The organism is Pseudomonas sp. TWR1-1-4, from assembly GCF_049897165.1.
GTDB classification, from domain to species: Bacteria; Pseudomonadota; Gammaproteobacteria; order Pseudomonadales; family Pseudomonadaceae; genus Aquipseudomonas; species Aquipseudomonas canadensis.
The window spans coordinates 270,727-294,329 of record NZ_JAFCVS010000006.1; the positions used below are offsets into that span (position 1 = coordinate 270,727).

The 23,603-nt window shown below is 62.6% G+C and carries 26 protein-coding genes; 21 read left to right on the plus strand and 5 right to left on the minus strand.

Annotation, left to right across the window (positions count from 1 at the left end):
* Window positions 1-104: 104 nt before the first annotated feature.
* Together ACP7C6_RS20450 and ACP7C6_RS20455 are read right to left on the minus strand one after the other, a co-directional pair.
* Window positions 105-320, minus strand: coding sequence for a DUF6124 family protein (locus tag ACP7C6_RS20450; protein WP_028615449.1), 216 nt, complete (start codon window positions 318-320; stop codon window positions 105-107).
* 480 nt (window positions 321-800) lie between these two features.
* Complete coding sequence (locus tag ACP7C6_RS20455; protein WP_016979218.1) at window positions 801-1,571, minus strand: ParA family protein; 771 nt, start codon at window positions 1,569-1,571, stop codon at window positions 801-803.
* Between the two features lie 348 nt (window positions 1,572-1,919).
* Here ACP7C6_RS20455 and ACP7C6_RS20460 point away from each other — a divergent pair, with 348 nt between their 5' ends.
* Genes ACP7C6_RS20460 through ACP7C6_RS20555 form a run of 20 tightly spaced genes read left to right on the plus strand, consistent with a single transcriptional unit; the run spans window position 1,920 to window position 19,264 of the window.
* The gene (locus ACP7C6_RS20460; RefSeq protein WP_028615447.1) at window positions 1,920-2,639 is read left to right on the plus strand and encodes a beta-ketoacyl synthase chain length factor; all 720 of its coding nucleotides are present in this window, start codon (window positions 1,920-1,922) and stop codon (window positions 2,637-2,639) included.
* Window positions 2,615-3,427, plus strand: a complete 813-nt coding sequence (locus tag ACP7C6_RS20465; RefSeq protein ID WP_311894280.1) for a lysophospholipid acyltransferase family protein — start codon at window positions 2,615-2,617, stop codon at window positions 3,425-3,427. The genes ACP7C6_RS20460 and ACP7C6_RS20465 overlap by 25 nt, the downstream gene beginning before the upstream one ends.
* Window positions 3,405-3,674, plus strand: coding sequence for a phosphopantetheine-binding protein (locus tag ACP7C6_RS20470; protein WP_426109166.1), 270 nt, complete (start codon window positions 3,405-3,407; stop codon window positions 3,672-3,674). The genes ACP7C6_RS20465 and ACP7C6_RS20470 overlap by 23 nt, the downstream gene beginning before the upstream one ends.
* Window positions 3,675-3,683: 9 nt before the next feature.
* Window positions 3,684-3,938: an acyl carrier protein gene (locus ACP7C6_RS20475; RefSeq protein WP_016979215.1), complete on the plus strand. Its 255-nt coding sequence runs from the start codon at window positions 3,684-3,686 to the stop codon at window positions 3,936-3,938.
* Window positions 3,935-4,480, plus strand: coding sequence for a membrane protein (locus ACP7C6_RS20480; protein WP_028615445.1), 546 nt, complete (start codon window positions 3,935-3,937; stop codon window positions 4,478-4,480). The genes ACP7C6_RS20475 and ACP7C6_RS20480 overlap by 4 nt, the downstream gene beginning before the upstream one ends.
* Window positions 4,477-6,147, plus strand: coding sequence for an AMP-binding protein (locus tag ACP7C6_RS20485; RefSeq protein WP_426109167.1), 1,671 nt, complete (start codon window positions 4,477-4,479; stop codon window positions 6,145-6,147). The genes ACP7C6_RS20480 and ACP7C6_RS20485 overlap by 4 nt, the downstream gene beginning before the upstream one ends.
* A complete protein-coding gene (locus ACP7C6_RS20490) occupies window positions 6,140-6,874 on the plus strand; it encodes a glycosyltransferase family 2 protein (RefSeq protein ID WP_426109168.1) in 735 nt (244 codons plus the stop codon). The genes ACP7C6_RS20485 and ACP7C6_RS20490 overlap by 8 nt, the downstream gene beginning before the upstream one ends.
* Window positions 6,871-7,806 carry a glycosyl transferase gene (locus ACP7C6_RS20495; RefSeq protein ID WP_426109169.1) on the plus strand — a complete coding sequence of 312 codons (936 nt, stop codon included), beginning with the start codon at window positions 6,871-6,873 and terminating at the stop codon, window positions 7,804-7,806. The genes ACP7C6_RS20490 and ACP7C6_RS20495 overlap by 4 nt, the downstream gene beginning before the upstream one ends.
* Window positions 7,790-9,331, plus strand: coding sequence for an HAL/PAL/TAL family ammonia-lyase (locus ACP7C6_RS20500; protein ID WP_426109170.1), 1,542 nt, complete (start codon window positions 7,790-7,792; stop codon window positions 9,329-9,331). Before ACP7C6_RS20495 ends, ACP7C6_RS20500 begins: the two co-directional genes overlap by 17 nt.
* A complete protein-coding gene (locus ACP7C6_RS20505; RefSeq protein ID WP_426109171.1) occupies window positions 9,324-9,749 on the plus strand; it encodes an acyl-CoA thioesterase in 426 nt (141 codons plus the stop codon). Before ACP7C6_RS20500 ends, ACP7C6_RS20505 begins: the two co-directional genes overlap by 8 nt.
* Window positions 9,746-10,429, plus strand: a complete 684-nt coding sequence (locus ACP7C6_RS20510) for an outer membrane lipoprotein carrier protein LolA (protein WP_426109172.1) — start codon at window positions 9,746-9,748, stop codon at window positions 10,427-10,429. The genes ACP7C6_RS20505 and ACP7C6_RS20510 overlap by 4 nt, the downstream gene beginning before the upstream one ends.
* Window positions 10,419-12,731: an MMPL family transporter gene (locus ACP7C6_RS20515; RefSeq protein ID WP_426109173.1), complete on the plus strand. Its 2,313-nt coding sequence runs from the start codon at window positions 10,419-10,421 to the stop codon at window positions 12,729-12,731. Before ACP7C6_RS20510 ends, ACP7C6_RS20515 begins: the two co-directional genes overlap by 11 nt.
* Window positions 12,732-12,764: 33 nt before the next feature.
* Window positions 12,765-14,012 carry an NAD(P)/FAD-dependent oxidoreductase gene (locus ACP7C6_RS20520; RefSeq protein ID WP_204941245.1) on the plus strand — a complete coding sequence of 416 codons (1,248 nt, stop codon included), beginning with the start codon at window positions 12,765-12,767 and terminating at the stop codon, window positions 14,010-14,012.
* Window positions 14,009-14,743 carry a class I SAM-dependent methyltransferase gene (locus tag ACP7C6_RS20525; protein WP_028615436.1) on the plus strand — a complete coding sequence of 245 codons (735 nt, stop codon included), beginning with the start codon at window positions 14,009-14,011 and terminating at the stop codon, window positions 14,741-14,743. Before ACP7C6_RS20520 ends, ACP7C6_RS20525 begins: the two co-directional genes overlap by 4 nt.
* On the plus strand, window positions 14,740-15,222 hold the full coding sequence (locus tag ACP7C6_RS20530) for a hypothetical protein (protein WP_028615435.1): 483 nt from the start codon (window positions 14,740-14,742) through the stop codon (window positions 15,220-15,222). The genes ACP7C6_RS20525 and ACP7C6_RS20530 overlap by 4 nt, the downstream gene beginning before the upstream one ends.
* A complete protein-coding gene (locus tag ACP7C6_RS20535) occupies window positions 15,219-16,385 on the plus strand; it encodes a beta-ketoacyl-[acyl-carrier-protein] synthase family protein (protein WP_426109174.1) in 1,167 nt (388 codons plus the stop codon). The genes ACP7C6_RS20530 and ACP7C6_RS20535 overlap by 4 nt, the downstream gene beginning before the upstream one ends.
* Window positions 16,382-16,843 carry a hotdog family protein gene (locus tag ACP7C6_RS20540; protein ID WP_028615433.1) on the plus strand — a complete coding sequence of 154 codons (462 nt, stop codon included), beginning with the start codon at window positions 16,382-16,384 and terminating at the stop codon, window positions 16,841-16,843. The genes ACP7C6_RS20535 and ACP7C6_RS20540 overlap by 4 nt, the downstream gene beginning before the upstream one ends.
* Window positions 16,840-17,568: a 3-ketoacyl-ACP reductase FabG2 gene (locus tag ACP7C6_RS20545; RefSeq protein WP_028615432.1), complete on the plus strand. Its 729-nt coding sequence runs from the start codon at window positions 16,840-16,842 to the stop codon at window positions 17,566-17,568. The genes ACP7C6_RS20540 and ACP7C6_RS20545 overlap by 4 nt, the downstream gene beginning before the upstream one ends.
* On the plus strand, window positions 17,568-18,794 hold the full coding sequence (locus ACP7C6_RS20550) for a beta-ketoacyl-ACP synthase (RefSeq protein ID WP_126569669.1): 1,227 nt from the start codon (window positions 17,568-17,570) through the stop codon (window positions 18,792-18,794). The genes ACP7C6_RS20545 and ACP7C6_RS20550 overlap by 1 nt, the downstream gene beginning before the upstream one ends.
* Window positions 18,795-18,820: 26 nt before the next feature.
* Window positions 18,821-19,264: a hypothetical protein gene (locus ACP7C6_RS20555; protein WP_068937677.1), complete on the plus strand. Its 444-nt coding sequence runs from the start codon at window positions 18,821-18,823 to the stop codon at window positions 19,262-19,264.
* Between the two features lie 207 nt (window positions 19,265-19,471).
* Here the strand turns inward: ACP7C6_RS20555 and ACP7C6_RS20560 are convergent, their stop codons facing one another.
* Together ACP7C6_RS20560 and ACP7C6_RS20565 are read right to left on the minus strand one after the other, a co-directional pair.
* Window positions 19,472-19,858: a type II toxin-antitoxin system PemK/MazF family toxin gene (locus ACP7C6_RS20560; RefSeq protein ID WP_028615429.1), complete on the minus strand. Its 387-nt coding sequence runs from the start codon at window positions 19,856-19,858 to the stop codon at window positions 19,472-19,474.
* An 87-nt stretch (window positions 19,859-19,945) separates the two neighbouring features.
* Window positions 19,946-20,839, minus strand: a complete 894-nt coding sequence (locus ACP7C6_RS20565) for a LysR family transcriptional regulator (RefSeq protein ID WP_122685779.1) — start codon at window positions 20,837-20,839, stop codon at window positions 19,946-19,948.
* 172 nt (window positions 20,840-21,011) lie between these two features.
* On the opposite strand from ACP7C6_RS20565, the gene ACP7C6_RS20570 reads away from it, so the two are divergent.
* Window positions 21,012-22,238, plus strand: coding sequence for an MFS transporter (locus ACP7C6_RS20570; RefSeq protein ID WP_268964151.1), 1,227 nt, complete (start codon window positions 21,012-21,014; stop codon window positions 22,236-22,238).
* Window positions 22,239-22,357: 119 nt separating this feature from the next.
* On the opposite strand, the gene hemE is transcribed toward ACP7C6_RS20570, so the two are convergent.
* Window positions 22,358-23,425 (minus strand): uroporphyrinogen decarboxylase, encoded by a 1,068-nt coding sequence (gene hemE, locus ACP7C6_RS20575; protein ID WP_028615426.1) that lies wholly within the window; start codon window positions 23,423-23,425, stop codon window positions 22,358-22,360.
* Window positions 23,426-23,603 lie beyond the last annotated feature (178 nt).

Genomic DNA, 23,603 nt, shown 5'->3' on the forward strand with positions numbered 1-23,603 from the left:
CTGGCCTTTTTCCACCCCACGGTTTGGCGCGGTGGGCCGGGCTTTGTGTTGCTTGAGGGCGCCATCGCCGGCAAGCCGGCTCCTACAGCGATGGTATTCCAGCGTTAGGCCACGGGTGTTTCGCGGTCCATCATCTGGCCGACCAGCAATACGCCCAGTTCGCTTAATTGGTGGATTGCCAGGGCTACGTCGCGGTGTTCGCCGGTGAGATCGTTGGACAGGTTGAGCAACAGGGTGCGAACGGATGAGAAGGTTTCGTAGCTGTTGAGGACCAGGGTTTCGGTGGGGAGGTTGGGGGTGACGGTATAAAGGTTAACCATGAATCGTCTCCGAGCAGGAGCCGCAACCGACCGCTACTAAACGGGGGTGGCAGCTGTACGCAGGTTAGTAGACCGGGAGACGCAACCGGCGCGCTCAAGAGCGCCCTCCGTACAGCCACCATCAAATTCAGGAAGGTCCTGATCGACGATTTTGCTGTACGTCTCAACACGGGCTACTAAACCCGACCACTGAGAATTCAGCGGCCCGAGAACCTTAAGAGAAGCCCATCCAGACGCACAAGCCGGGCGATTCTGGCTTACCTGTAGGCATCGTTACAAGGCATAACCCCTATTGCCAGACCCGTCCTACAGCCTGTGTGGGACAAATCCAGCGGCTGGAATGCAGAACCAAGTGTGGGAGCTGGCTTGCCTGCGATGCAGGTGACTCGGTCTGCCTGATACACCGAGGCGATGCGATCGCAGGCAAGCCAGCTCCCACACTGATCGCATTTCAAACTCAGGTCCGCGCTGCCTTTCAGATCACGCGTTTTCCAGCAGGTTATGCAGCTCCACAAATTGCTGTGTGAGCTTATGCCGTGGGTCCAGGTGGATCAGCGGCTTGCTCTCCTGGTGCGACTCACGCATACGCACGGAACTGGCCAAGTAAACGGGCAATACCGGCAACCCCTCGGCAATCAATTCATCGAGCATCTGCTGCGGCAACGTTGCGCGAGCCTGGAACTGGTTGACCACGATGCCTTCCACTTCAAGTCCTTCGTTGTGGTCCTCCTTCAATTCTTCGATTTCCGCCAGCAGACCATACAGGGCCTGGCGCGAGAAGCTGTCGCAATCAAAGGGGATCAGCACACGATCAGCGGCAATCAGCGCCGAAACCGCATAAAAATTCAGGGCTGGCGGTGTATCCAGGTAGATCCGGTCGTAATCCTCGCTCAGATCATCCAGCAGCTTTCTCAGCTTGTTGATCTTGTGCTTGGCCTCAAGCTTGGGCTGCAGGTCGGCCAACTCCGGGGTCGCGGTGATGACGTGCAGGTTGTCGAACGGGGTTTCGTAGATATCTACCTTGTTCTTCTTGGAAAATGGCCCGGAAGACAGGGTTTGCTTGAAAAAATCCGCGATACCCATGGGGATATCGTCGCCGGTCAGCCCCGTGAGGTACTGGGTTGAGTTGGCTTGTGCATCGAGGTCCACCAACAGGGTTCGATAACCTTCGCTGGCGCTGACTGCCGCCAGGTTGCAGGCAATGCTGGACTTGCCAACGCCGCCTTTCTGATTGAACACCACACGCCGCATGGAAAAACCTCCGTGTATCAATGAATATCCGAGTGTAGAGGGCAAAAGCGCCTGTTAGCTACCTCGTTCATCCATGCACTGCTGCATCACGGGCGATTGGTGACCTGTCTTTAATACGCAGCCGACAGATTAAAAAGAACGGTCCGACAATCCAATCAGTCCTCTGGTAAAGGAAAATCTGTAAATCCTTTCCACTATTTTGTAATCAACCGTGCACAAATTTTTACCAAAGTTTGCTAGAACCCCACGGCACCGGGATAATGCGCGCCATTCGACTATTGTTCCCTGTCCCGGTATTCGGGGCCAAAAGTCGCACATGGAAGCCCGCAGGGGCGGGATAACTTCTCAGTGATCAATTTCAACATCGCCCAATGGCGCGCCTGGGCCCCTGGGCTCGATAGCGTGGACGACTGGCGAGCCTGGTGCCTGGCCCCGATGTTGCTGCCTGCCAGCGAAGCCTGCCCCGATGTGTCATTCCTGCCGGCCATGCAACGCCGCCGCCTGAACCGCCTGGCGCGCATGGCGTTCAGCGTGGGCTGGCCACTGGCCGAGGGTTTGCAGGACCTGCCGCTGGTGTTTATCTCCCGGCATGGCGAGACCCCGCGCACCCTCGACATCCTCAGTGACTTGGCCAACGACCAACCGCTGTCGCCGACCCAGTTCAGCCTGTCGGTGCATAACGCGGTAATTGGCCTGTGGTCGATCCTGCGCAATGAAACCAGCGAAATGACTGCCCTCGCCGCCGCGGGCGACGGTTTGGAACATGGCATGCTCGAAGCCGCCGCGCTGCTCAACGAAGGTGCCCCGGCCGTATTGCTGGTGATCACTGAAGAACAGCCGCCCGAAGCCTACGCCAGTTGGATCCACGACGTGCCGTTCCCCTACGCCCTCGGCCTGTTGCTGACACCGGGCGACGAGTGGCAACTGGAACTCGGTACCGGCACTGTCCAACCCACTCAAACCCAGTGGCCCCACGCCCTGAACCTGCTGCGCACCCTGCTCACCGAACAGGTCGCCTGCCAACATGCCTGGAAGAACCGTGTATGGAACTGGCAACGCAAGCCCTGAACGAGAAACCACGGGACGCCTACTATTGGCGCCTGTTCGCCACCGCCGCCAGCTTCGCGCTGTTCGGCTTCGGTGGGCTGTGCCTGCGTTTACTGGTGTTCCCGCTGCTCAGTTGCCTGCCAGGGGACGCTGCAAAACACCGCAGCCGCGCCCGTCACACGATCAGTTGGCTGTTCTGGTTCTTTATTCGCCTGATGCAGCGCGCCGGCGTGCTCACCTACAGTGTCGAAGGCGCGGAAAAACTCGGCCGCCCTGGCCAGATGATCATCGCCAACCACCCGTCCTTGATCGACGTGGTGTTCCTGATCGGCCTGGTGCGCCAGGCCAACTGCGTGGTCAAGCAGAGCCTGTGGCAGAACCCCTTCACCCGTGGGCCGGTGCGCGACGCGGGCTATATCAGCAACGACGGCAGTGCCGAGATGCTCGATGCGGCGGCGGATGCCCTGCGCAGCGGCCAGACCCTGATCATCTTTCCCGAAGGAACCCGCACCACACCCGGCGCGGCGCCTGCCTTTCATCGCGGCGCCGCCGCCATTGCGCTGCGCGGTGCGACAATCATCACCCCCGTGGTGATCAAGGTCAGCCCCACCACGCTGACCAAGGCCGAACCCTGGTATCGCATCCCAAAATGCCGCGTGCACTTCAGTTTGCGGGTGGGTGCCGATATAGAACCACAGGCGTTCGCATCAATGGGGCCCGCGCCCCAGGCCTCACGCAAGCTCAACGATTACCTGCATCACTTTTTTATTAAGGAGCTCGCCGAAGATGAGCGACCAACACCGCCTTGAGCACGAAATAAAGACCCTGATCATCGAGGCCCTGGGCCTAGAAGACATCAGTGTCGACGACATCGGCAGCGAGCAGACCCTGTTCGGCGAAGGCCTCGGCCTGGATTCGGTAGACGCCCTGGAATTGGGCCTGGCGATCCAGAAAAAGTACGGTATCAAGATCGATGCCGACGCCAAGGACACCCGCAATCACTTCACCAACGTGGCCAGCCTTGCGGCGTTCGTCACGGCCAGACAGGCAGCTTGAGACCGGACCATGCAAACTCGTGACGATATTTTCAACACCTTGCGCGATGCCTTGGTGGAACTGTTTGAACTGCCGCCGGAACGCGTCACCCTTGACGCCAACCTGTACCAGGACCTGGAAATCGACAGCATCGATGCCGTCGACTTGATCGACCACATCAAGCGCCAGACCGGCAAGAAGATCGCCGCCGAAGAGTTCAAGGCCGTGCGCACCGTGAACGACGTGGTTGAGGCGGTGTACCGTCTGGTCACGCCTGCCGCATGAGCCGGCTGATCGGCCTTGGCCTGTTGTTGGCGGGGCTGCTGTACCCCTTTGCGGTGTATTACGGCACCGAACACTTCGCCCCGTGGCAATTCGGCCTGCTGCTGGGCAGCCTGTGGCTATTGCGTGCACTGACCGGTGCGCGACGCCCCGGCAGCCGCTGGATGGCGCTGGCGGTGATCTTGTTTTGCCTGCTGCTGGCCTGGTTCGATAACCCGCACTTGCTGCGCTGGTACCCGAGCCTGGTCAGTGGGTTCATGTTGGCGTTGTTCGGCTTGAGTCTCAAATACGGCCCGCCGATGGTCGAGCGCCTGGCGCGCATGACCGACCCGGTGCTGCCCCCGCATGCCATCGTGTATACCCGCCAGGTCACCGTGGTGTGGAGCGTGTTTTTTCTGTGTAATGGCCTGCTCGCCGCCGCCCTCACCCTGTGGGCGCCGCTGAGCTGGTGGACGTTGTACAACGGCCTGATCGCCTACGGGCTGATGGGGCTGTTGTTTGCCGTGGAATGGCTGGTACGACAAAGGGTTCGAGGCCGCGTATGAATGGGTTGAAACTTGAGCACTTGTTGCTCGAGCCGCTGGAACAGCGTCCGGTCACCACCGAACCTGCAATGAATCATGCCCAGTTGTGGGCGCAGTCCCTGAGCCTGGCCGCAGGCCTGCAAGCGCGCGGTATCCAGCGCCTGGCCGTGTACCTGGAAGACGCCGGCCTGCTGGCGATTGCCCTGCTGGGCGCCTGGCGGGTCGGGGCCAGCGTATTGCTGCCCGCCGATTTGCAACCTCAGACCCGCCAACGCTGGGATGAGGCCGTCGATGCCTGGCTGACCGAAACGACAGACCTGGACGCGTTGTACCAGGCGCCACTGAGCGCTGCGGCACTCGATCTGGACGCTTGCCAACTGAGCCTGTGCACCTCCGGCTCCAGCGGCGAACCCAAGCGCATCGACAAAAACCTGCGCCAACTGGCCAACGAAGTCGAGGCCCTGGAAACCCTGTGGGGCCCTAGCCTCAAGGACGCCTGCATCATCGGCAGCGTCGCCACCCAGCATATCTACGGCTTGTTGTTCCGCGTGCTGTGGCCGCTGTGCGCCGGCCGCACCTTTGTGCGCAAGCAACTGGCCTTCCCTGAAGACATGCAGCGCGCCAGCCGCGAGCACGCGCACTTTGCCTGGGTCGCCAGCCCGGCGCTGCTCAAGCGCATGGGCGACAACCTTGACTGGCCGGCGCTGAGCCAGGTGTCGCGGGTATTTTCATCTGGCGGCGCGCTGCCCATAGAAGCCGCCGGCAGCCTGTACGACCGCTTGCAACAATGGCCGACCGAGATCCTCGGCAGCTCGGAAACCGGTGGCATTGCCTGGCGCCAAGGCGCACAGCCATGGCAGCCGTTTGCCGACGTGCAACTGAGCCAGAATGCCGACGGCGCCTTGCGCATCGCCTCGCCTTACCTGCCTGAGGGGCATGTCGAGCAAACCGCCGACGCGGCACGCATCCATGCCGATGGCCGTTTCGAGTTGCTCGGCCGCCTGGATCGCATCGTCAAGCTGGAAGAAAAACGCATCTCACTGCCCATGCTGGAACACGCATTGATGGACCACCCCTGGGTCGCGGAAACCCGCCTGGGCGTGGTGCAGGAAAACCGCGCGTCACTCGGCGCGCTGGTGGTGCTGAGCGTCGAGGGGCTGCATGCCTTGCGCAATCAGGGGCGACGCACGCTCACCCAGACCCTGCGCCAGCATCTGAGCCAACATTGCGAAGCCCTGGCGTTGCCGCGCCGCTGGCGGTTGTTGAGACAGTTGCCCCTGAACAGCCAAGGCAAACTGCCCCAGGCCGATATCGAGGCGCTGCTGCTGGCGGCCCGCCCGAAGGCGCCGGAAGTGCTGGAGCAGGTTGAAGCCGACGGCGAATGGACCTTGCAACTGAGCGTGCCGCCAGACCTGGCCTATTTCAGCGGACACTTCCCGGTCACGCCGGTGCTGCCGGGGGTGGTACAGGTGGAATGGGCCTTCAAACTGGGCCAGCAACTGCTCGATCTGCCGCCGACCTTTGCTGGCATGGAAGTGCTCAAGTTCCAGCAATTGGTGCGCCCTGGCGATGCGATCGAACTGCACCTGCGCTTTGATGCGCAACGCGGCAAGTTGTACTTCGCCTACCGCAATGGCGTTGCGGCGTGTTCCAGTGGCCGGATTCAACTGGAGCCCGCGCATGCATAACCCCTGCGCCCTGATCCCGGTCTACAACCACGAAGCCGCCGTACCGGCCGTGGTCCGCAGCCTGCTGGACAGCGGCCTGCCCTGCCTGCTGGTCGACGACGGCAGCAGCCCCGCCTGCGCGGCCGTACTGGCGCAATTGGCGACGCTGGATAACGTCACCCTGCTGACCTTGCCCAGCAATAAGGGCAAGGGCGGTGCCGTCATGGCCGGTTTCCGCGAAGCTGCACGCCAGGGCTTCAGCCATGCCTTGCAAGTCGACGCCGACGGCCAACATGACCTGCGCGAAGTCGAGACCTTCCTCGACACCTCACGCCGGCATCCCGATGCCGTTATCTGCGGCTACCCCGAATACGACGACAGCGTGCCCAAAGGCCGCCTGTACGCGCGCTACCTGACCCACGTGTGGGTATGGATCAACACCTTGTCGCTGCAGATCCGCGACTCCATGTGCGGCTTTCGCGTATACCCGCTGCCCCCGGTGCTAGCACTGATGGACTCGGCCTACATCGGCACACGCATGGATTTCGACTCCGACATCCTGGTGCGCCTGGCTTGGCGCAACCAGCCGATGCGCTGGCTGCCAACCCAGGTGCATTACCCGGCTGACGGCCTGTCGCACTTCCGGCTGTTGCGCGACAACGTACGCATCTCGGCCATGCACACCCGGTTGTTCTTCGGCATGTTGGTGCGCGCGCCGATGATCCTGTGGCGACGGTGGCAGGCATGAGTGACAGCACCAAGCACTGGGCCGACCGCGAGGAGCGCGGCAGCTATTGGCTGATGAAGCTCACGGCATTCGCCGCCAAGGTCCTTGGCCGTCGGCTGCTGAGCCCGCTGCTGTACGGCATCGTGTTGTACTTCTTCCTGTTCGGCCGCACCGCGCGCCAGAGCGCCTGGCAGTACCAGCAGCGCCTGGCCGACTGGAGCGGGCGCGACGAACTGCGCCCCAGCCAGTGGAAAGTCTTCGGCCAGTTCATGGCGTTTGCCGACTCGCTGCTCGACAAGCTCGACGTGTGGAACGGCAAGCTGCGCCTGGAGCAGATCGAGATCAACGACCCGGCGCAATTGCGCGGGCAACTGCGCGGCGAGCGCGGGCAGATGCTGGTGGGCGCACACCTGGGCAACCTGGAAGTGTGCCGCGCGCTCGCCGAGATTGGCGAGCAGGTCACCATGAACGTACTGGTGCACACCAAGCACGCCGAGCAATTCAATCGCCTGCTGGGCGAAGCCGGGGCGACCCACTTGCGTCTGATCCAGGTCAGCGAGTTGGACCCGGCTACCATGTTGCTGCTCAGCCAGCGCCTGGACGACGGCGAATGGCTTGCCATTGCCGGCGACCGCGTGCCGCTGCACGGCGGGCGCACGGTGCGCGTGGATTTCCTCGGCCATGACGCGGCCTTCCCCCAAGGCCCGTGGCTGCTGGCCGGTCTGCTCAAATGCCCGGTGAACCTGCTGATGTGCCTCAAGCACACAGGCCGCTATCGCCTGAGCATTGAGCCTTTCGTCGAAATGATCGAATGGAAGCGCAACACCCGCGAGCAGGTCATAGCCCTGTGGACCGCGCGCTACGCTGCACGGCTGGGCCAGTTCTGCCTGGAAGCGCCCCAACAATGGTTCAACTTTTACCCTTTCTGGAAGACCGATGACGACGCATCTTGAGCCGGTAACCTTTGGCGAACGCGCTTTGCGCATCGAAGACGTGTTGGCCCTGGCCAACCGTCAGGCGCCGACCCAATTGCAGGGCGACGCCGCGTATCGCCAGCGCATTGCCAAGGGCGCGCAGTTCCTCGACTCGCTGCTGGACAAGGAAGGCGTGATCTACGGCGTGACCACCGGCTACGGCGACTCGTGCGTGGTGGCGGTGCCGTTGCAGCACGTCGAAGCGCTGCCGCGTCATCTGTACACCTTCCACGGTTGCGGCTTGGGTAAGTTACTCGATGCCCAGGCCACCCGCGCGGTGCTGGCGGCGCGCTTGCAGTCGCTGTGCCACGGCGTGTCCGGGGTGCGCGTGGAGTTGCTGGAACGCCTGCACGCCTTCCTTGAACACGATGTGCTGCCGCTGATCCCGGAAGAAGGCTCGGTGGGCGCCAGCGGTGATCTGACCCCGCTGTCCTACGTGGCCGCGACCCTGTCCGGCGAACGGGAAGTGATGTTCCGTGGCGAACGGCGCCAGGCGGCCGACGTGCACCGCGAACTGGGCTGGGAACCGCTGGTGCTGCGTCCGAAAGAAGCCCTGGCGCTGATGAACGGCACCGCCGTGATGACCGGCTTGGCCTGCCTGGCCTTCGCCCGCGCCAACTACCTGCTGCAACTGGCCACGCGCATCACTGCGCTGAACGTGGTGGCGCTGCAGGGCAACCCGGAACACTTCGACGAACGCCTGTTCGCCGCCAAGCCGCACCCTGGGCAGATGCAAGTCGCCGCCTGGCTGCGCAAGGACCTGGCCATCGACGCGCCGACCGCGCCGTTGCATCGCCTGCAAGACCGTTACTCGCTGCGCTGTGCGCCCCACGTCCTTGGCGTGCTGGCTGACAGCCTGAACTGGCTGCGTTCGTTTATCGAGATCGAACTGAACAGCGCCAACGACAACCCGATCATCGACGCTGAAGAAGAGCGCGTGCTGCACGGTGGACATTTCTACGGCGGGCATATCGCCTTCGCCATGGACAGCCTCAAGACCCTCGTCGCCAACGTCGCCGACCTGCTCGACCGCCAGCTCGCGCTGCTGGTGGACGTGCGTTACAACCACGGCCTGCCGAGCAACCTGTCCGGCGCGCCAGCTGATCGCGCCATGATCAACCACGGCTTCAAGGCCGTGCAGATCGGCACCAGCGCCTGGACCGCCGAAGCCTTGAAAAATACGATGCCGGCCAGCGTGTTCTCACGCTCCACCGAGTGCCACAACCAGGACAAAGTGAGCATGGGCACCATCGCCGCCCGCGATGCGATCCGTGTGTTGGAGCTGACCGAACAGGTCGCCGCCGCCACGCTGCTCGCCGCCAATCAGGGTGTCTGGCTGCGGGCCCAGGCTGAGGATGCGCGACCGTTGCCACCCGCATTGGCGGCGATGCACGACGAGCTGGCCAAGGACTTCCCACCCGTCATCGAAGACCGCGCCCTCGAAGGCGAGTTGCGCCTTTGCCTGCAACGCATTGCCGAGCAACACTGGAGGCTGCATGCGTAGCCAGGGCGTGCTGCATTGCGACACTGAAATCCTCGTGCCGTTTTTTGACGTCGACACCATGAACGTGGTGTGGCACGGGCATTACGTGAAGTACCTGGAAGTGGCGCGCTGCGCGCTGCTGGACAAGATCGGGCATAACTACACGGCAATGCTCGAATCCGGCTACGCCTGGCCGGTGATCGACATGCAGCTGCGCTACGTGCGTGGCGCGGTGTTCGGCCAGACCCTCAACGTGCGCGCCAGCCTGGTGGAGTGGGAGAACCGTTTGAAGGTCAATTACCTGATCACTGACCTCGCCAGCGGCGAGCGCCTGACCCGCGCCAGCACCGTGCAGGTGGCGGTGGAAATCGCCAGCCGCGAGATGCAGTTGGCCTCCCCCAAAGTATTCACCAACGCCGTCGAAAGGGCCCTGAAATGAGACCCCCTGTAGGAGCCGGCTTGCCGGCGAAAATCGTCAACGATAACGCGGGCTGCCTGACACTGCGCAGCGCCCTCAGGTTTTTCGCGAGCAAGCTCGCTCCTACAGGGATCGGGTTGTTGCTGAGCTTCTGTGCCCATGCTTTTGACTTGCAGCAGCTGAGCGACCAGCTTGCAAAACCCTCAGTGATCCACGGCAGCTTCACCCAGGAAAAACACCTGCGCGCCCTGCCCCAGCCCTTGGTCAGCAAAGGCACCTTCGTCCTCGCCAAGGACCACGGCCTGCTGTGGCTGCTGAAAACCCCACTGCAACAGGACTACCGCATCAGCGCCCAGGGTATCGCCCGCCGCGACGCCAATGGCTGGCAACTGCTGCCGAACAAGAGCGCCGGCGCTGAGCAGAATCGCCTGTTCCTCGCCGTGCTCCAGGGCGACAGCAGCGGCTTGCAGCGTGACTTCGAATTGCAGCTGCAAGGCGAGGCGAAGCAATGGAAGCTCACGCTGATCCCGCGTTCACTGTTGCTCAAGCAGGTTTTCACCCAGATCAACATCGACGGCGGCGACTTGGTGCAGACCATCGAACTGTTGGAAACCCAAGGCGACAGCACCGTTTTGCGCATGCAGGACAGCACCGCCAGCCAACCCCTGAGCGAAGCGGAGCAACACGACTTTGCCCAGTGAACGCCTGCTGCCGCGCCTGTTCCTGATCCTGCTGGTGGCCGTGCTGGCCCTGGCCGGCTGGCAGTGGCGCCATGGCGCGCCGTTGTCGGCCAACCTGATGGAACTGGTACCGGGCAACACGCCGGATGCCCTGGAGCAGCAAGCCGAACAGCGCATGCAGGAACCGCTGAACCGCGAGATGCTGGTGCTGGTGGGCCATGCCGACCGCCAGCAAGCCGTGGCAGTCGCCCAACAATTGGGCGAGCGCTGGCAGGCCAGTGGGCTGTTTGAAAAAGTGCAGTGGAACCTGCAAGCCGACTTGCCCGCACTGCGCGAGCAACTGCTGCGCGGGCGCCTGGCGATGCTCTCGGCCAAGGACCGCGAGCAATTGATCGAACAGCCCGACGCGTTTATCCAACAGCGCGTGCAAGCGCTGTTCGACCCCTTTAGCGGCTTCAGCCTGGTGCCCAGCCAGGATGACTGGCTGGGCCTCACCGGGCGTATCCAGAACAGCCAGCCGCAACACGGTTCGGTGCAGTTGGATATCGGCAGCGGCGCGTTGATCGCCGATGCCGACGGCAAGAGCTGGGTGCTGCTGCGCGCGCGCACCACCGGCAATGCCTTCGACATGAAACTGCCGCTGCAAGTGGCGGACCTGCTTCAGGCCAGTCGCGCGCAGGCCAGCGAACACGGCGCGCAATTACTCGCCGCCAGCGGCTTGCTCTACGCCGCCAATGGTCAGCAGCAAGCCACGCGCGAAATCACCTGGGTCGGCGGCGGCGCAACCATCGGCATCCTGCTGTTGCTGTTGCTCGCCTTCCGCCGCTGGCGCGTGTTGCTGGCCTTTGTACCGGTGCTGGTGGGCATGCTGTTTGGCGCGGTGGCCTGTGTGGCACTGTTCGGCCATATGCACGTAATGACGCTGGTGCTGGGTTCCAGCCTGATCGGCGTGGCGGTGGATTACCCGCTGCACTACTTGTCGAAAAGCTGGAGCATGAGCCCGTGGCGCAGTTGGCCGGCGTTGCGCATCACCTTGCCGGGCTTGAGCTTGAGCCTGGCGACCAGCTGTATCGGTTACTTGGCGCTGGCCTGGACGCCGTTCCCGGCGTTGACGCAAATCGCCATCTTCTCAGCCGCAGGCTTGGTCGGCGCCTACCTGTCCGCCGTGTGCCTGTTGCCGGCGCTGCTCAAGGGCGTCGAGTTGCGCCCGGCACAATGGCCGCTGCGCATCGCCGAATGCCTGTGGCTGCTACGCGCCTCATTGCTCAAGCGCGTGCCGAGCCCGGTGCTGCTGGCCTTGCTGCTGCTGTTTTGCGCGGGTGGCCTGTGGCACCTGAACAGCAAAAACGATATCCGCCAATGGATCGGCGCGCCGCCACAATTACTGCAAGAAGCGCAGGCCGTGGCGCGGATCACCGGGTTCCAGCCCACCAGCCAGTTCTTCCTGGTGCGGGCGGACAACCAGCAACAGTTGCTAGAGCGTCAGAGCGCGTTGGCGCAGCGCCTGGATCAATTGGTGAATATGGACAAGCTCCAGGGCTACCTGGCGCTCAATCAACTGGTCAGCCAGCCCGCCGAGCAACAGCAACTGCGTGATGCGCTGAACAACCTGCCACAACACTGGCAGCCGCTGCTCGACCTCGGCGTACCCGCCAGCGCCCTGCAAGCCGAAGTCGCGCACCTGCAAGCGCTGCCTACCCAAGATATCGACGCTGCGCTGGCCGGCCCGATGGCCGAGCCTTGGCGCGCGCTGTGGCTCGGTAAGGTCGATGGCGGCGTGGCGGCCATGGTCAGCCTGCAAGGCTTGAACAACCCCGCCTTGCTGCGTGTGCAGGCGCTGGACTTACCCGGTGTGCAACTGGTGGACCGCCTGGGCGACTTGAACCGGGTGTTCGCCGACACACAGATCAGCGCCGCTGAACTGAAGTTGATGTCCTGCGTGTTGATCGTACTGTTGCTGATCCTGCCGTTCGGCTTCGGCGGTGCCTTGCGTATCGTCGCGCTGCCGCTGCTGGCGGCCCTGTGCAGCCTGGCCAGCCTTGGATGGCTGGGCCAGCCGCTGACACTGTTCAGTCTGTTCGGCCTGCTACTGGTCACGGCCATCAGCGTCGACTACGCGATCCTGATGCGCGAGCAAATCGGCGGCCCTGCGGTCAGTCTCTTGGGCACCTTGTTGGCAGCGTTGACGACCTGGCTGTCGTTTGGACTGCTTGCGGTGTCCAGTACACCGGCAGTGAGTAATTTCGGCTTATCGGTCAGCCTGGGGCTGGCATTCAGCTTTATGCTGGCACCCTGGGCCGGGCAACAGAAGCACGCCTTATGAATGTGATTATCGCCAATGTGGCAAGGAGCCCTCGTGCCCACAGTTGAAATGGAACGTCGCCAGGTGGTGGTGATCGGTGCCGGTCCGTCCGGGGCCATCGCCGCCGCGCTGTTAAAGCGCAAAGGGCATGATGTATTGATCATCGAGCGCCAGCATTTCCCACGGTTCTCGATCGGCGAAAGCCTGCTGTCGCACTGCATCGATTTCATCGAAGAAGCCGGCATGCTCGACGCCGTACAGGCCGCAGGGTTCCAGGTGAAAACCGGCGCCGCGTTCGCCTGGGGCGAGCGCTACAGCGCATTTGATTTCAGTGACACCTTCAGCAACGGCAAGCCGACCACCTTCCAGGTGCAGCGCGGCGAGTTCGACAAGTTGCTGGCCGATCAGGCCGCCAAGCAAGGTGTGGAGATCCGCTACGGCGAAACTATCGTCGGCGTGGATTTCAGCGGCGAGAGCCGCTACCTGCATGTGCGCCGTGAGAACGGCAGCGACTACCACCTCAAGGCCAAGTTCGTACTCGACGCCAGCGGCTATGGCCGCGTGCTGCCGCGTCTGCTGGACCTGGATCTGCCGTCCGACTTCCCCGTACGCCAAGCCGTGTTCACCCACGTCGAAGACCGCATCGAACATCCCGGCTTTGATCGCACCAAGATTCTGGTGACCACCCATCCGACCCAGCGTGACATCTGGTTCTGGACCATTCCGTTCAGCAACGGGCGTTGTTCGGTGGGCGTAGTCGCGGCCAAGGAGCATTTCGACGGGCGCGATGGCGACCTCGACGCCTGCCTGCGCGGCTTTATCGCCGAAACCCCGAGCCTTGCCGGCGTGCTGCAAAACGCCGTGTGGGACACCCCGGCGCGCACCCTCGGTGGCTACGCAGCCAACGTCAAAACCCTGCACGGACCGGGCTTCGCGCTGCTGGGCAATGCGGCGGAATTCCTCGACCCGGTGTTTTCTTCCGGGGTGACCATCGCCATGCGTTCAGCGAGCATGGCGGCCGCTGTGTTGCACCGTCAGCTCAAGGGCGAAACCGTGGACTGGGAGAACGAGTTTGCCGTGCCCTTGAAACGCGGCGTGGACACCTTCCGCTGTTACGTCGAAGGCTGGTACGCCGGGACGTTCCAGGATGTGATCTACCACCCGGATAGCTCGCCGGAGATTCGCCGGATGATCAGCTCGATCCTCGCCGGCTACGCGTGGGATGAGCGCAACCCGTTTGTCAGCGAGCCCAAGCGGCGGTTGCGGATGTTGTCGGAGATTTGTGCGAGTGAGCCGGTATGAGCAGTCAGTACTTAAGTAAGAACTACGTCGAAGAAACCAGGTTCGGCTTCTGGTTCCTGCGCAGCCACACCTGGCAGCACCATGTGCTGCGCGTGGCGATCAACGACCTGCGCAGCCTGTTTACCGACCCGCTGCCCGAGGCCCCGGTACTGCTGGACGCCGGTTGCGGCCAAGGCAAATCGTTCCAATACTTGCAGCAGGTGTTCGCTCCCGAGCGCCTGATCGGCCTGGATGCCGACCCGCACAGCCTGGAACTGAGCCGCGAAGAAGCACAGCGCCAAGGCTTGGCCATCGAGCTGATCGGCAGCGACTGCGCCACCTTGCAAGTGCCGGACGAAAGCGTCGATATCCTGTTCTGCCACCAGACCTTTCACCACCTGGTCGAGCAGCACCGCGCGCTCAAGGAGTTCTACCGTGTGCTCAAGCCGGGCGGTTATCTGCTGTTTGCAGAATCCACCGAAGCCTATATCGACACCTGGGTGATTCGCTGGCTGTTCCGCCACCCGATGCATGTGCAGAAAAGCGCCGATGAGTACCTGGATATGCTCCGCGAGCAGGGCTTTGAATTCGGTCCGCAGAACATCTCGTACCCGTACTTGTGGTGGAGCCGCTCCAGCGATTTCGGCCTGCTGGAACGCTGGGGCCTGCGCAAGGCGCCGCCGGTGGGGCAGCGCGAGGAAACCCTGGTCAACTGCGTGGCACGCAAACCCTTAACGAGCGCAGCCCCATGATGCGCATGCTGTTGATCGGCTGCCTGTTGCTGCTGAGCGCCTGCGCCAGCCAGCCGCCGCTGCCGGAGAAAACCCCAACCCTGGCCTTGCCGCTGCAATTGCATGTGCAGCGCCTGGCCGACGGCCAGAGCCAGGACTGGCTGTTGGTGATCCAGCGCGAAAGCGGCGGCATTCGCTGGTCGATGATGGACCCGCTGGGCATTCCCCAGGCCCGACAAAAACTGATCGATGGCGAGTGGCAGGCCGACGGCTTGCTGCCGCCCAATCCCCAGGCGCGCGAGCTGTTTGCCGCGTTGCTGTTTGCCCTGACGTCGGCCGATGACGTGCGCGCGCTCTACCCCAGCGCCCAGGCCATGGACCTGACGCGCACCCTGCCGGGGCATTGGCAGATCGTGTATCAATCGTCCGAGGTCTTCAGCGTGAACATGGCCGGCCAGCCCTTGAGTTACCGCATCACACCGCTTGGAGCCGCTCGATGAGCGCTTACCTCAACGCCCTGGGCGTGATCTGCGCCCTTGGCCGCGGCCAGGACGAGGTCAGCCGCAGCCTGTTTGCCGGGGACTGCTCCGGCATGCACCCTGAAAGCGGCTGGGTGCCGGAGCGCGTACTGCCGGTGGGCGCCGTGAAAGGCGACTTGGCAATCATCCCGCCCGAGTTGGGCCAGCAAAGCAGCCGCAATAACCAGTTGCTGCTGGAAGCGGCGTTGCAGATCGAAGGCGATATCCGACAGGCGATCCACACCTACGGCGCGTCACGGGTCGGCGTTGTGCTCGGCACCAGCACCTCGGGCATCGACGAAGCCAGTCGGGGCATCGCGCACTTTTTGCGGGAGCACCAGTTCCCCGGCGACTACGACTACCAGCAGCAGGAACTCAGCGCGCCGGCGAATTTCCTCGCCGACTGGCTGCAACTGAGTGGCCCGGCCTATGTGATCTCCACCGCCTGCACTTCCAGCGCGCGTGCCTTGATGAGTGCCCAGCGCCTGCTGGACCTGGGCGTGTGCGATGCAGTGATCTGCGGCGGCGTCGACAGCCTGTGCAAGCTGACACTCAACGGTTTCAGCTCATTGGAAGCGGTGTCGAACGAGCGCTGCAATCCGTTCTCGATGAACCGCAACGGCATCAACATCGGCGAAGCGGCCGTGCTGTTTGTGATGAGCAAGGAACCCGCGCCCATCGCCCTGCTGGGCAGCGGCGCCAGTTGCGATGCGCACCATATCTCCGCGCCCGAGCCCACCGGCAAAGGCGCGTTGCAGTCAATGCGCAAGGCCTTGGCCAGCGCCCGATTGCAGCCCGAGCAGATCGGTTACCTGAACTTGCACGGCACCGCCACCCAACATAACGACGCCATGGAAAGCCTGGCCGTCGCCAGCCTGTTCCCGCACGGCGTGGCCTGCTCATCGACCAAACCCATGAGCGGTCACACCCTGGGCGCAGCCGGGGCGCTGGAAGCGGCGTTCTGTTGGTTGAGCCTGGCTCACAACCGCGTCCCGCCCCACGTGTGGGACGGCCAGGCCGACCCGGCCCTGCCCGCCTTACAGTGGGCGCAGGCTGCAGAAACCCTAGGAAAGCGCTGCCTGATGAGCAATTCGTTTGCCTTCGGCGGCAACAACGTCAGCCTGATTATCGGAGAGGCCCCATGATCGATTGGCCACTCGCTGAACTGCTGCCCCATGCGGGCGACATGATCCTGATCGATCAGGTGTTGTCGTTCGATGAAGAGCAGATCCACACCCGCGTCACGGTTAAACCCGGCGGCCTGTTCAACCGCCCGGACGGCAGCCTGCCGGCCTGGGTCGGCATCGAGTTGATGGCGCAAAGCGTCGCCGCCTACGCCGGTTGCCGCGCGCGCCAGAAAGGTGAAGCGGTGGAACTGGGCTTCCTGCTCGGCACACGCAAGTTCGAGTGCAATGTGGAACACTTCCCGGTCGGCGCCGAGCTGGCGATCCACGGCCTGCGCTCTTTGGAAGACGACAATGGCATGGGTGTGTTCGAATGCCACCTGACCGGCGACGGGATCCAGGCCAGCGCCCGCTTGAATGTATTTCGACCGCCCCAGGCGGCCAACTATTTAGATGAATCGAAGGACGTAACGCCATGACTGAATCCGTACTGGTCACCGGCTCCAGCCGTGGCATCGGCCGCGCCATCGCACTGCGCCTCGCTCAGGCCGGGCATGACATCGTGCTGCATTGCCGCAGTGGCCGTAGCGACGCCGATGCAGTGCAGGCCGAGGTTGAAGCCCTGGGCCGCAAGGCGCGGGTGCTGCAATTCGATGTGGCGGATCGTGCTGCGTGCAAGGAAATCCTCGAAGCTGACGTTGAGCAACACGGCGCCTATTACGGCGTGGTGCTCAACGCCGGCCTGACCCGAGACGGCGCCTTCCCGGCCTTGTCGGACGACGACTGGGACGTGGTGATGCGCACCAACCTCGACGGTTTCTACAACGTGTTGCACCCGGTGATGATGCCGATGATTCGTCGTCGCGCGGCCGGCCGCATCGTGTGCATCACCTCGGTTTCCGGGCTGATCGGCAACCGTGGCCAGGTCAATTACAGCGCTTCGAAAGCCGGTTTGATCGGTGCAGCCAAGGCCCTGGCCATCGAGCTGGGCAAGCGCAAGATTACTGTCAATTGCGTCGCTCCGGGCTTGATCGACACCGCCATGCTGGATGAGAACGTGCCGGTGGAAGAACTGATGAAGATGATCCCGGCGCAGCGCATGGGCACGCCGGAAGAGGTGGCCGGCGCGGTGAATTTCCTGATGTCGGCCGAGGCTAGCTACATCACGCGCCAGGTCCTGGCCGTGAATGGAGGCCTGTGCTGATGAAACGCGTCGTCGTCACCGGCATGGCCGGCATGACCTCCCTGGGCAGCGATTGGGAAACCATCGCCGCCAACTTCCGCGCCAACCGCAGCGGCATCCGGCGCATGGATGAGTGGGACCGCTTTACCGAACTGAACACGCGTCTGGCCGGGCCGATCGACGATTTTGTCGTGCCCGCACACTGGACGCGCAAACAACTGCGCAGCATGGGCCGGGTGTCGCGCCTTGCGGTGTGGGCGGCAGAGCAGGCGTTGCAGGACGCGGGCTTGCTCGGCGATGAGTCAATCAAGGACGGGCGCATGGGCGTGGCCTGTGGCTCGTCCACCGGCAGCACCGACGAGATCAAGGCGTTCGGCAACATGCTGCTGAACTCGGTGGCCGAGGGGCTGAATGCCAACTCCTACGTGCGCATGATGCCGCACACCACGGCGGCGAATATCAGCATCTTCTTTGGCCTGACCGGGCGGCTGATCCCCACGTCCAGCGCTTGCACCAGCGGCAGCCAGGGCATCGGCTATGCCTATGAAGCAATCAAGTTCGGCCGCCTGCCGTTGATGCTCGCCGGCGGCGCCGAGGAGCTTTGCCCCACTGAGGCCATGGTATTCGATGCGCTCTACGCCACCAGCCTCAAGAACGATGCGCCTCAGACCAGTCCACGTCCCTATGACAGTGGTCGTGACGGTCTGGTGATCGGTGAAGGCGGCGGCATGCTGGTGTTGGAGGAACTGGAGCACGCGTTGGCACGCGGTGCGCATATCCACGCCGAGCTGGTGGGCTTCGGCAGCAACGCCGACGGCCAGCACACTACCCGCCCAGAGCAGAAAACCATGCGCCGCGCGATGGAACTGGCCCTGGAAGATGCCGGGCTTGAGCCATCCGCAATCGGCTACGTGAACGGTCACGGCACCGCCACCGACCAGGGCGATATCGCCGAAACACTGGCGACCAGCAGCCTGTTCGGCAGCCGCATGCCCATCAGCTCACAAAAGAGCTTTCTCGGCCACACCTTGGGCGCGTGCGGCGCGCTGGAGTCGTGGTTCAGCATCGAGATGATGAACCGCGACCAATACGTGCACACCTTCAACCTGGATTCGGTCGACCCGCAATGCGGCGAGCTGGATTACCTGCAAGGTGAATTCCGCGAGATGCACCACGACTACGTGATGAACAACAACTTTGCCTTTGGCGGCGTCAACACCTCGCTGATCTTCCGCCGCTGGTCCTGACTTTCAAATCGATTGGAGAATACGGAATGTCTTCCTTGCTACGCGTCACCCTGATCACCCTGGCCCTGTTGGTCACCGCCGGTTGCACCAGCAAGCCGATCCTCAACACCCAGCACAACCTGCCAGCCGACGCCCAGGTCAGCGAAGAAAAAATGAAAGCGGTGATCGTCAACGCCCTGCAAAAACGCGAGTGGACGGTACAACGCCTGAGCCCGCAGCTGGTACAGGCCGAGATCAACGTGCGTAACCAGTATTACGCAGCCATCGACATCCGCTACACCCGCAACAGCTACGCCATCACCTACCGCGATAGCCGCGCCCTGGGCTACAAGGACGGCAAGATCCATCGCAACTACAACCGTTGGGTGAACAATCTGGACAGCGACATCATGGCGGGGTTGCGCAGCAATGGCGTGAATGAGGCGGGGACGGCGGCGCAGTTGTTTGAGCAAACCGGCACCACCAAGTAAAACGAATTCAGGCTCTACAGAAACGACAAAGGGCGCCTTTCGGCGCCCTCTTCACAAACAGGTTGGCTTGTCATCGCCGCTTCCTGCCTGGCTCTGCGATTGCTGGTTGCCCAGGATCCTCAGAGTCTCACAAGCCCCTTTCGGGAACGTGGGCAGTATGCCTGAAAACAACTTTACGGCAACCTGTGGCAAAGTGCCGTTCATCCCTCAGCGCAACCCCAACGCGCTGCGCACCGCCGCCTTTATTGCTAGAAGCTGATCAGAAGTGAGCTCAGCGATTTTGTAAGTTCGTTTGCCATGACGATCTTTGCTTTTGATTCGGTCGAGCCTTCCCAAGCTGACGGTTGCCACAATGTCACATTTCGCCCAACAGATAGGGCTTGCTCCTTGAAGATGACTATCAAGCTGGCAGTGGTGATCCAGAACCGTCTGCGGCGCAGTAGTACTCAACGGCACAACCGTCACCAACAACTTATTGGTTCGGTGCTTGCGTATCACAATGACCGGGCGGATCTTTATGATTTCCGGGACCTCATAGCCTCGAAAGTCACAAATCAACACGCTGCCCTCCTTGGGCTGATAGAGAAGTGCCATCCATATCACTCGCTTGAGAAAAAGCGATTCTGCATAACTGTCCCGCGAATCGCTAAGCAGCTTGCGTTACCTGATATGTGAGCACGTCTACACCGAGGCCTTGCGCGTCAACAACTCCACAAACGCCTCTGCCATCGGCGTCTGCGCGCCCTTGCGTTGCACCAGCCACACCGCCGTCATCGCCTCCTGATCCAGCAGCGTGCGATACACCACGCCATCGATCCGAATGCGCTGGTAGGACGCCGGCAGTACCGACACGCCCAAGCCCGCCGCCACTAGGCCGATGATGGTCATCGCCTCCCCGGCCTCCTGGGCAAAGTGCGGGCTGAAGCCGGCATCACGCGCCAGGTTGAGCAACTGGGCATAGAGGCCGCTGCCGTAAGTGCGCGGGAAAAACACAAACGGCTCCTGTGCCAATTGCGCCAGGTGCAAACCACGCTCGCTGCCCGCCACCAACGGGTGACCAGCATTCAGCACCGCCACCAGCGGCTCACGCATCAACTCGACCACACTCAGCGAATCCGGCAATGGCAGCGGCCGCATCAGGCCCACCTGGATAGACTCATCCACCAGCGACTCAGCCACTTCGGTGCTGCTCATCTCCTGCAGGTTCAGATGCACCGCCGGGAACGCCTGGCGAAACGCAAAGATCGCCTGGGGAATGCTGGAATTGAACGGCGCCGACGAGGTGAAGCCAATCTTCAGTTCGCCCAGCTCACCCAACTGCGCCCGGCGCGCTACGTCCGCCGCCTTGTCGACCTGTGCCAACACCAATCGCGCCTCTTGCAGGAACAACCGCCCCGCTTCACTCAGTTCGACCCGACGATTGGTACGCTCAAACAACCGCGCCCCCACTTCCTGCTCCAGCGCCTGGATCTGCTGGCTCAGCGGCGGTTGCGAGATGCCCAGCACCTGCGCGGCCCGGCCGAAATGCAGTTCTTCGGCGACGGCGATGAAGTACCGCAAGTGACGCAATTCCATGGGAGCCTCATTAGGTCGTTAAAGCTATCAAACAGGTCGAACAATATATTGGAAAGAATCATTAGGGAGCTATATTCTTTTTTGCATTGCCTGTCCTGGCACGCTCTTCCTCCCCGAGGTCCCCGTGAAAGCTGCTGTTGCTCCACTCGCTCAAGACGTACCGCCCACCGCCCTGGATGAGGTGGTGGCCCAGCTCAATGACGCGTACATCGAAAAAGGCACGCCGATGTTCATGCGCACGGTGCTGGCGTTGTTTTCCGGCGGGTTCGCCACTTTTGCGCTGCTGTATTGCGTGCAGCCGATGATGCCGGCGCTGTCCCAAGAGTTTTCCATCAATGCGGCACAAAGCAGCCTGATCCTGTCGGTGGCCACGGCGATGCTGGCGTGCGGTTTGTTGATCACCGGACCGATTTCCGACCGCCTGGGGCGCAAGCCGGTGATGGTCTCCGCGTTGTTCTGCGCCGCGCTGGCGACCATCGCCAGCGGCCTTATGCCGACCTGGGAAGGCATCCTGCTGATGCGTGCACTGGTGGGTCTGTCGCTCAGCGGCCTGGCCGCCGTAGCCATGACCTACCTGAGCGAAGAGATCCACCCGCAGCACATCGGCCTGGCCATGGGCTTGTACATCGGCGGTAACGCGATTGGCGGCATGAGCGGGCGGCTGATCATCGGCGTGTTGATCGACTTCGTCAGTTGGCACACCGCCATGCTGATTATCGGCGCCCTGGCGCTGATCGCCGCCACGGTGTTCTGGAAAATCCTCCCCGAATCGCGCAACTTCCGCGCCACCAGCCTCAAGCCGCGCAGCCTGGTGGATGGCTTCGTCATGCACTTCAAGGACGCGGGCCTGCCCTGGTTGTTCCTCGAAGCGTTCCTGCTGATGGGGGCGTTCGTGACCATGTTCAACTACATCGGCTATCGCCTGCTGGCCGATCCCTACGACCTCAGCCAAGCGGTGGTCGGCCTGCTGTCGCTGGTGTACCTCTCGGGCATCTACAGCTCGGCGAAAATCGGCTCCCTGGCCGACCGCCTCGGCCGCCGTCGCGTGCTGTGGGGCACCATCGTGCTGATGCTGGCCGGCATGGCCCTGACCCTGTTCACCCCCCTGTGGCTGGTGGTGCCGGGCATGCTGATCTTCACCTTCGGCTTCTTCGGCGCCCACTCGGTGGCCAGCAGCTGGATCGGCCGCCGCGCGGTGAAGGCCAAGGGGCAAGCGTCATCGCTGTACCTGTTCTGCTACTACGTAGGGTCGAGTATTGCCGGGACGGCGGGTGGGTTCTTCTGGCACTTTGCCGGGTGGAATGGGATCGGGGCGTTTATTGTGGCGCTGTTGATTGGCGCGTTGCTGGTGGCGTTGAAGCTGGCGAAGTTGCCGCCGTTGGGGCAAGCGAAGGCCTGAGTTTCTCTGGCTTTTAATGTGGGAGGGGGCTTGCCCCCGATGAGGGTAGATCAGTCATAGTTGTACTGACTGGTACACCGCCATCGGGGGCAAGCCCCCTCCCACATTTGTTTTGCGTGTTATTCGTGATACTGCGCCGACAACTCATGCACCGCGCGCAGGAATGCACCAGCGTGCTCCGGGTTCACTTCCGGGGTGATGCCATGGCCGAGGTTGAACACATGCCCGGTGCCTTTGCCGTAGCTGGCGAGGATGCGGCCAACTTCGGTGCGGATGGCTTCCGGCTTGGCGTACAGCACGGTCGGGTCCATGTTGCCTTGCAGCGCGACGCGGTTGCCCACGCGCTGGCGAGCTTCGCCAATGTCGCAGGTCCAGTCCAGGCCCAGGGCGTCGGCACCGGCGTCGGCAATGCTTTCCAGCCACAGGCCGCCACCCTTGGTGAACATGATTACCGGCACTTTGCGGCCTTCGTGTTCACGGATCAGGCCATTGACGATTTTGCGCATGTAGGCCAGGGAGAACTCCTGGTACGCTGCCGCCGACAGGTTGCCGCCCCAGGTGTCGAAGATCTGCACGGCTTGCGCGCCGGCCATGATCTGGCCGTTGAGGTAGGACGTGACCGACTGCGCCAGCTTATCCAGCAGCAGGTGCATGGCCTGTGGGTTGTCATAGAGCATGGCCTTGGTCTTGCGGAAGTCTTTCGACGAGCCGCCTTCGACCATGTAGGTGGCCAGGGTCCAGGGGCTGCCGGAGAAGCCGATCAGCGGCACGCGGCCGTTAAGCTCGCGGCGGATGGTGCTGACGGCGTCCATCACGTAACCGAGGTCTTTGTGCGGATCGGGGATCGGCAAGGCTTCGATATCGGCCAGGGTGCTGACGACTTTCTTGAAACGTGGGCCTTCGCCGGTTTCGAAGTACAGGCCTTGGCCCATGGCGTCAGGGATGGTGAGGATGTCGGAGAAGAGGATGGCCGCGTCCAGTTGTGGGTAGCGGTCCAGCGGCTGCATCGTGACTTCGCAGGCGAACTCCGGGTTCATGCACAGGCTCATGAAGTCGCCGGCGTTGGCGCGACTGGCGCGGTATTCCGGCAGGTAGCGACCGGCTTGGCGCATCATCCACACAGGGGTGACGTCCACAGGTTGCTTGAGCAGGGCACGAAGGAAACGGTCGTTCTTGAGGGCAGTCATGTCGGCATCCGCAAAAAAAGTGCGGGCATTTTCTCAGAGCCAGACGCAAAAGGCACGGAATGCGCCGTGCCTTTTGTCTATCGGGTCAATTTGTCGCGGAGAACGGAGTAACCCCGACCTGTAGGAGCCGGCTTGCCGGCGATGGTGTCCTCAAGATCGCCATCGCCGGCAAGCCGTC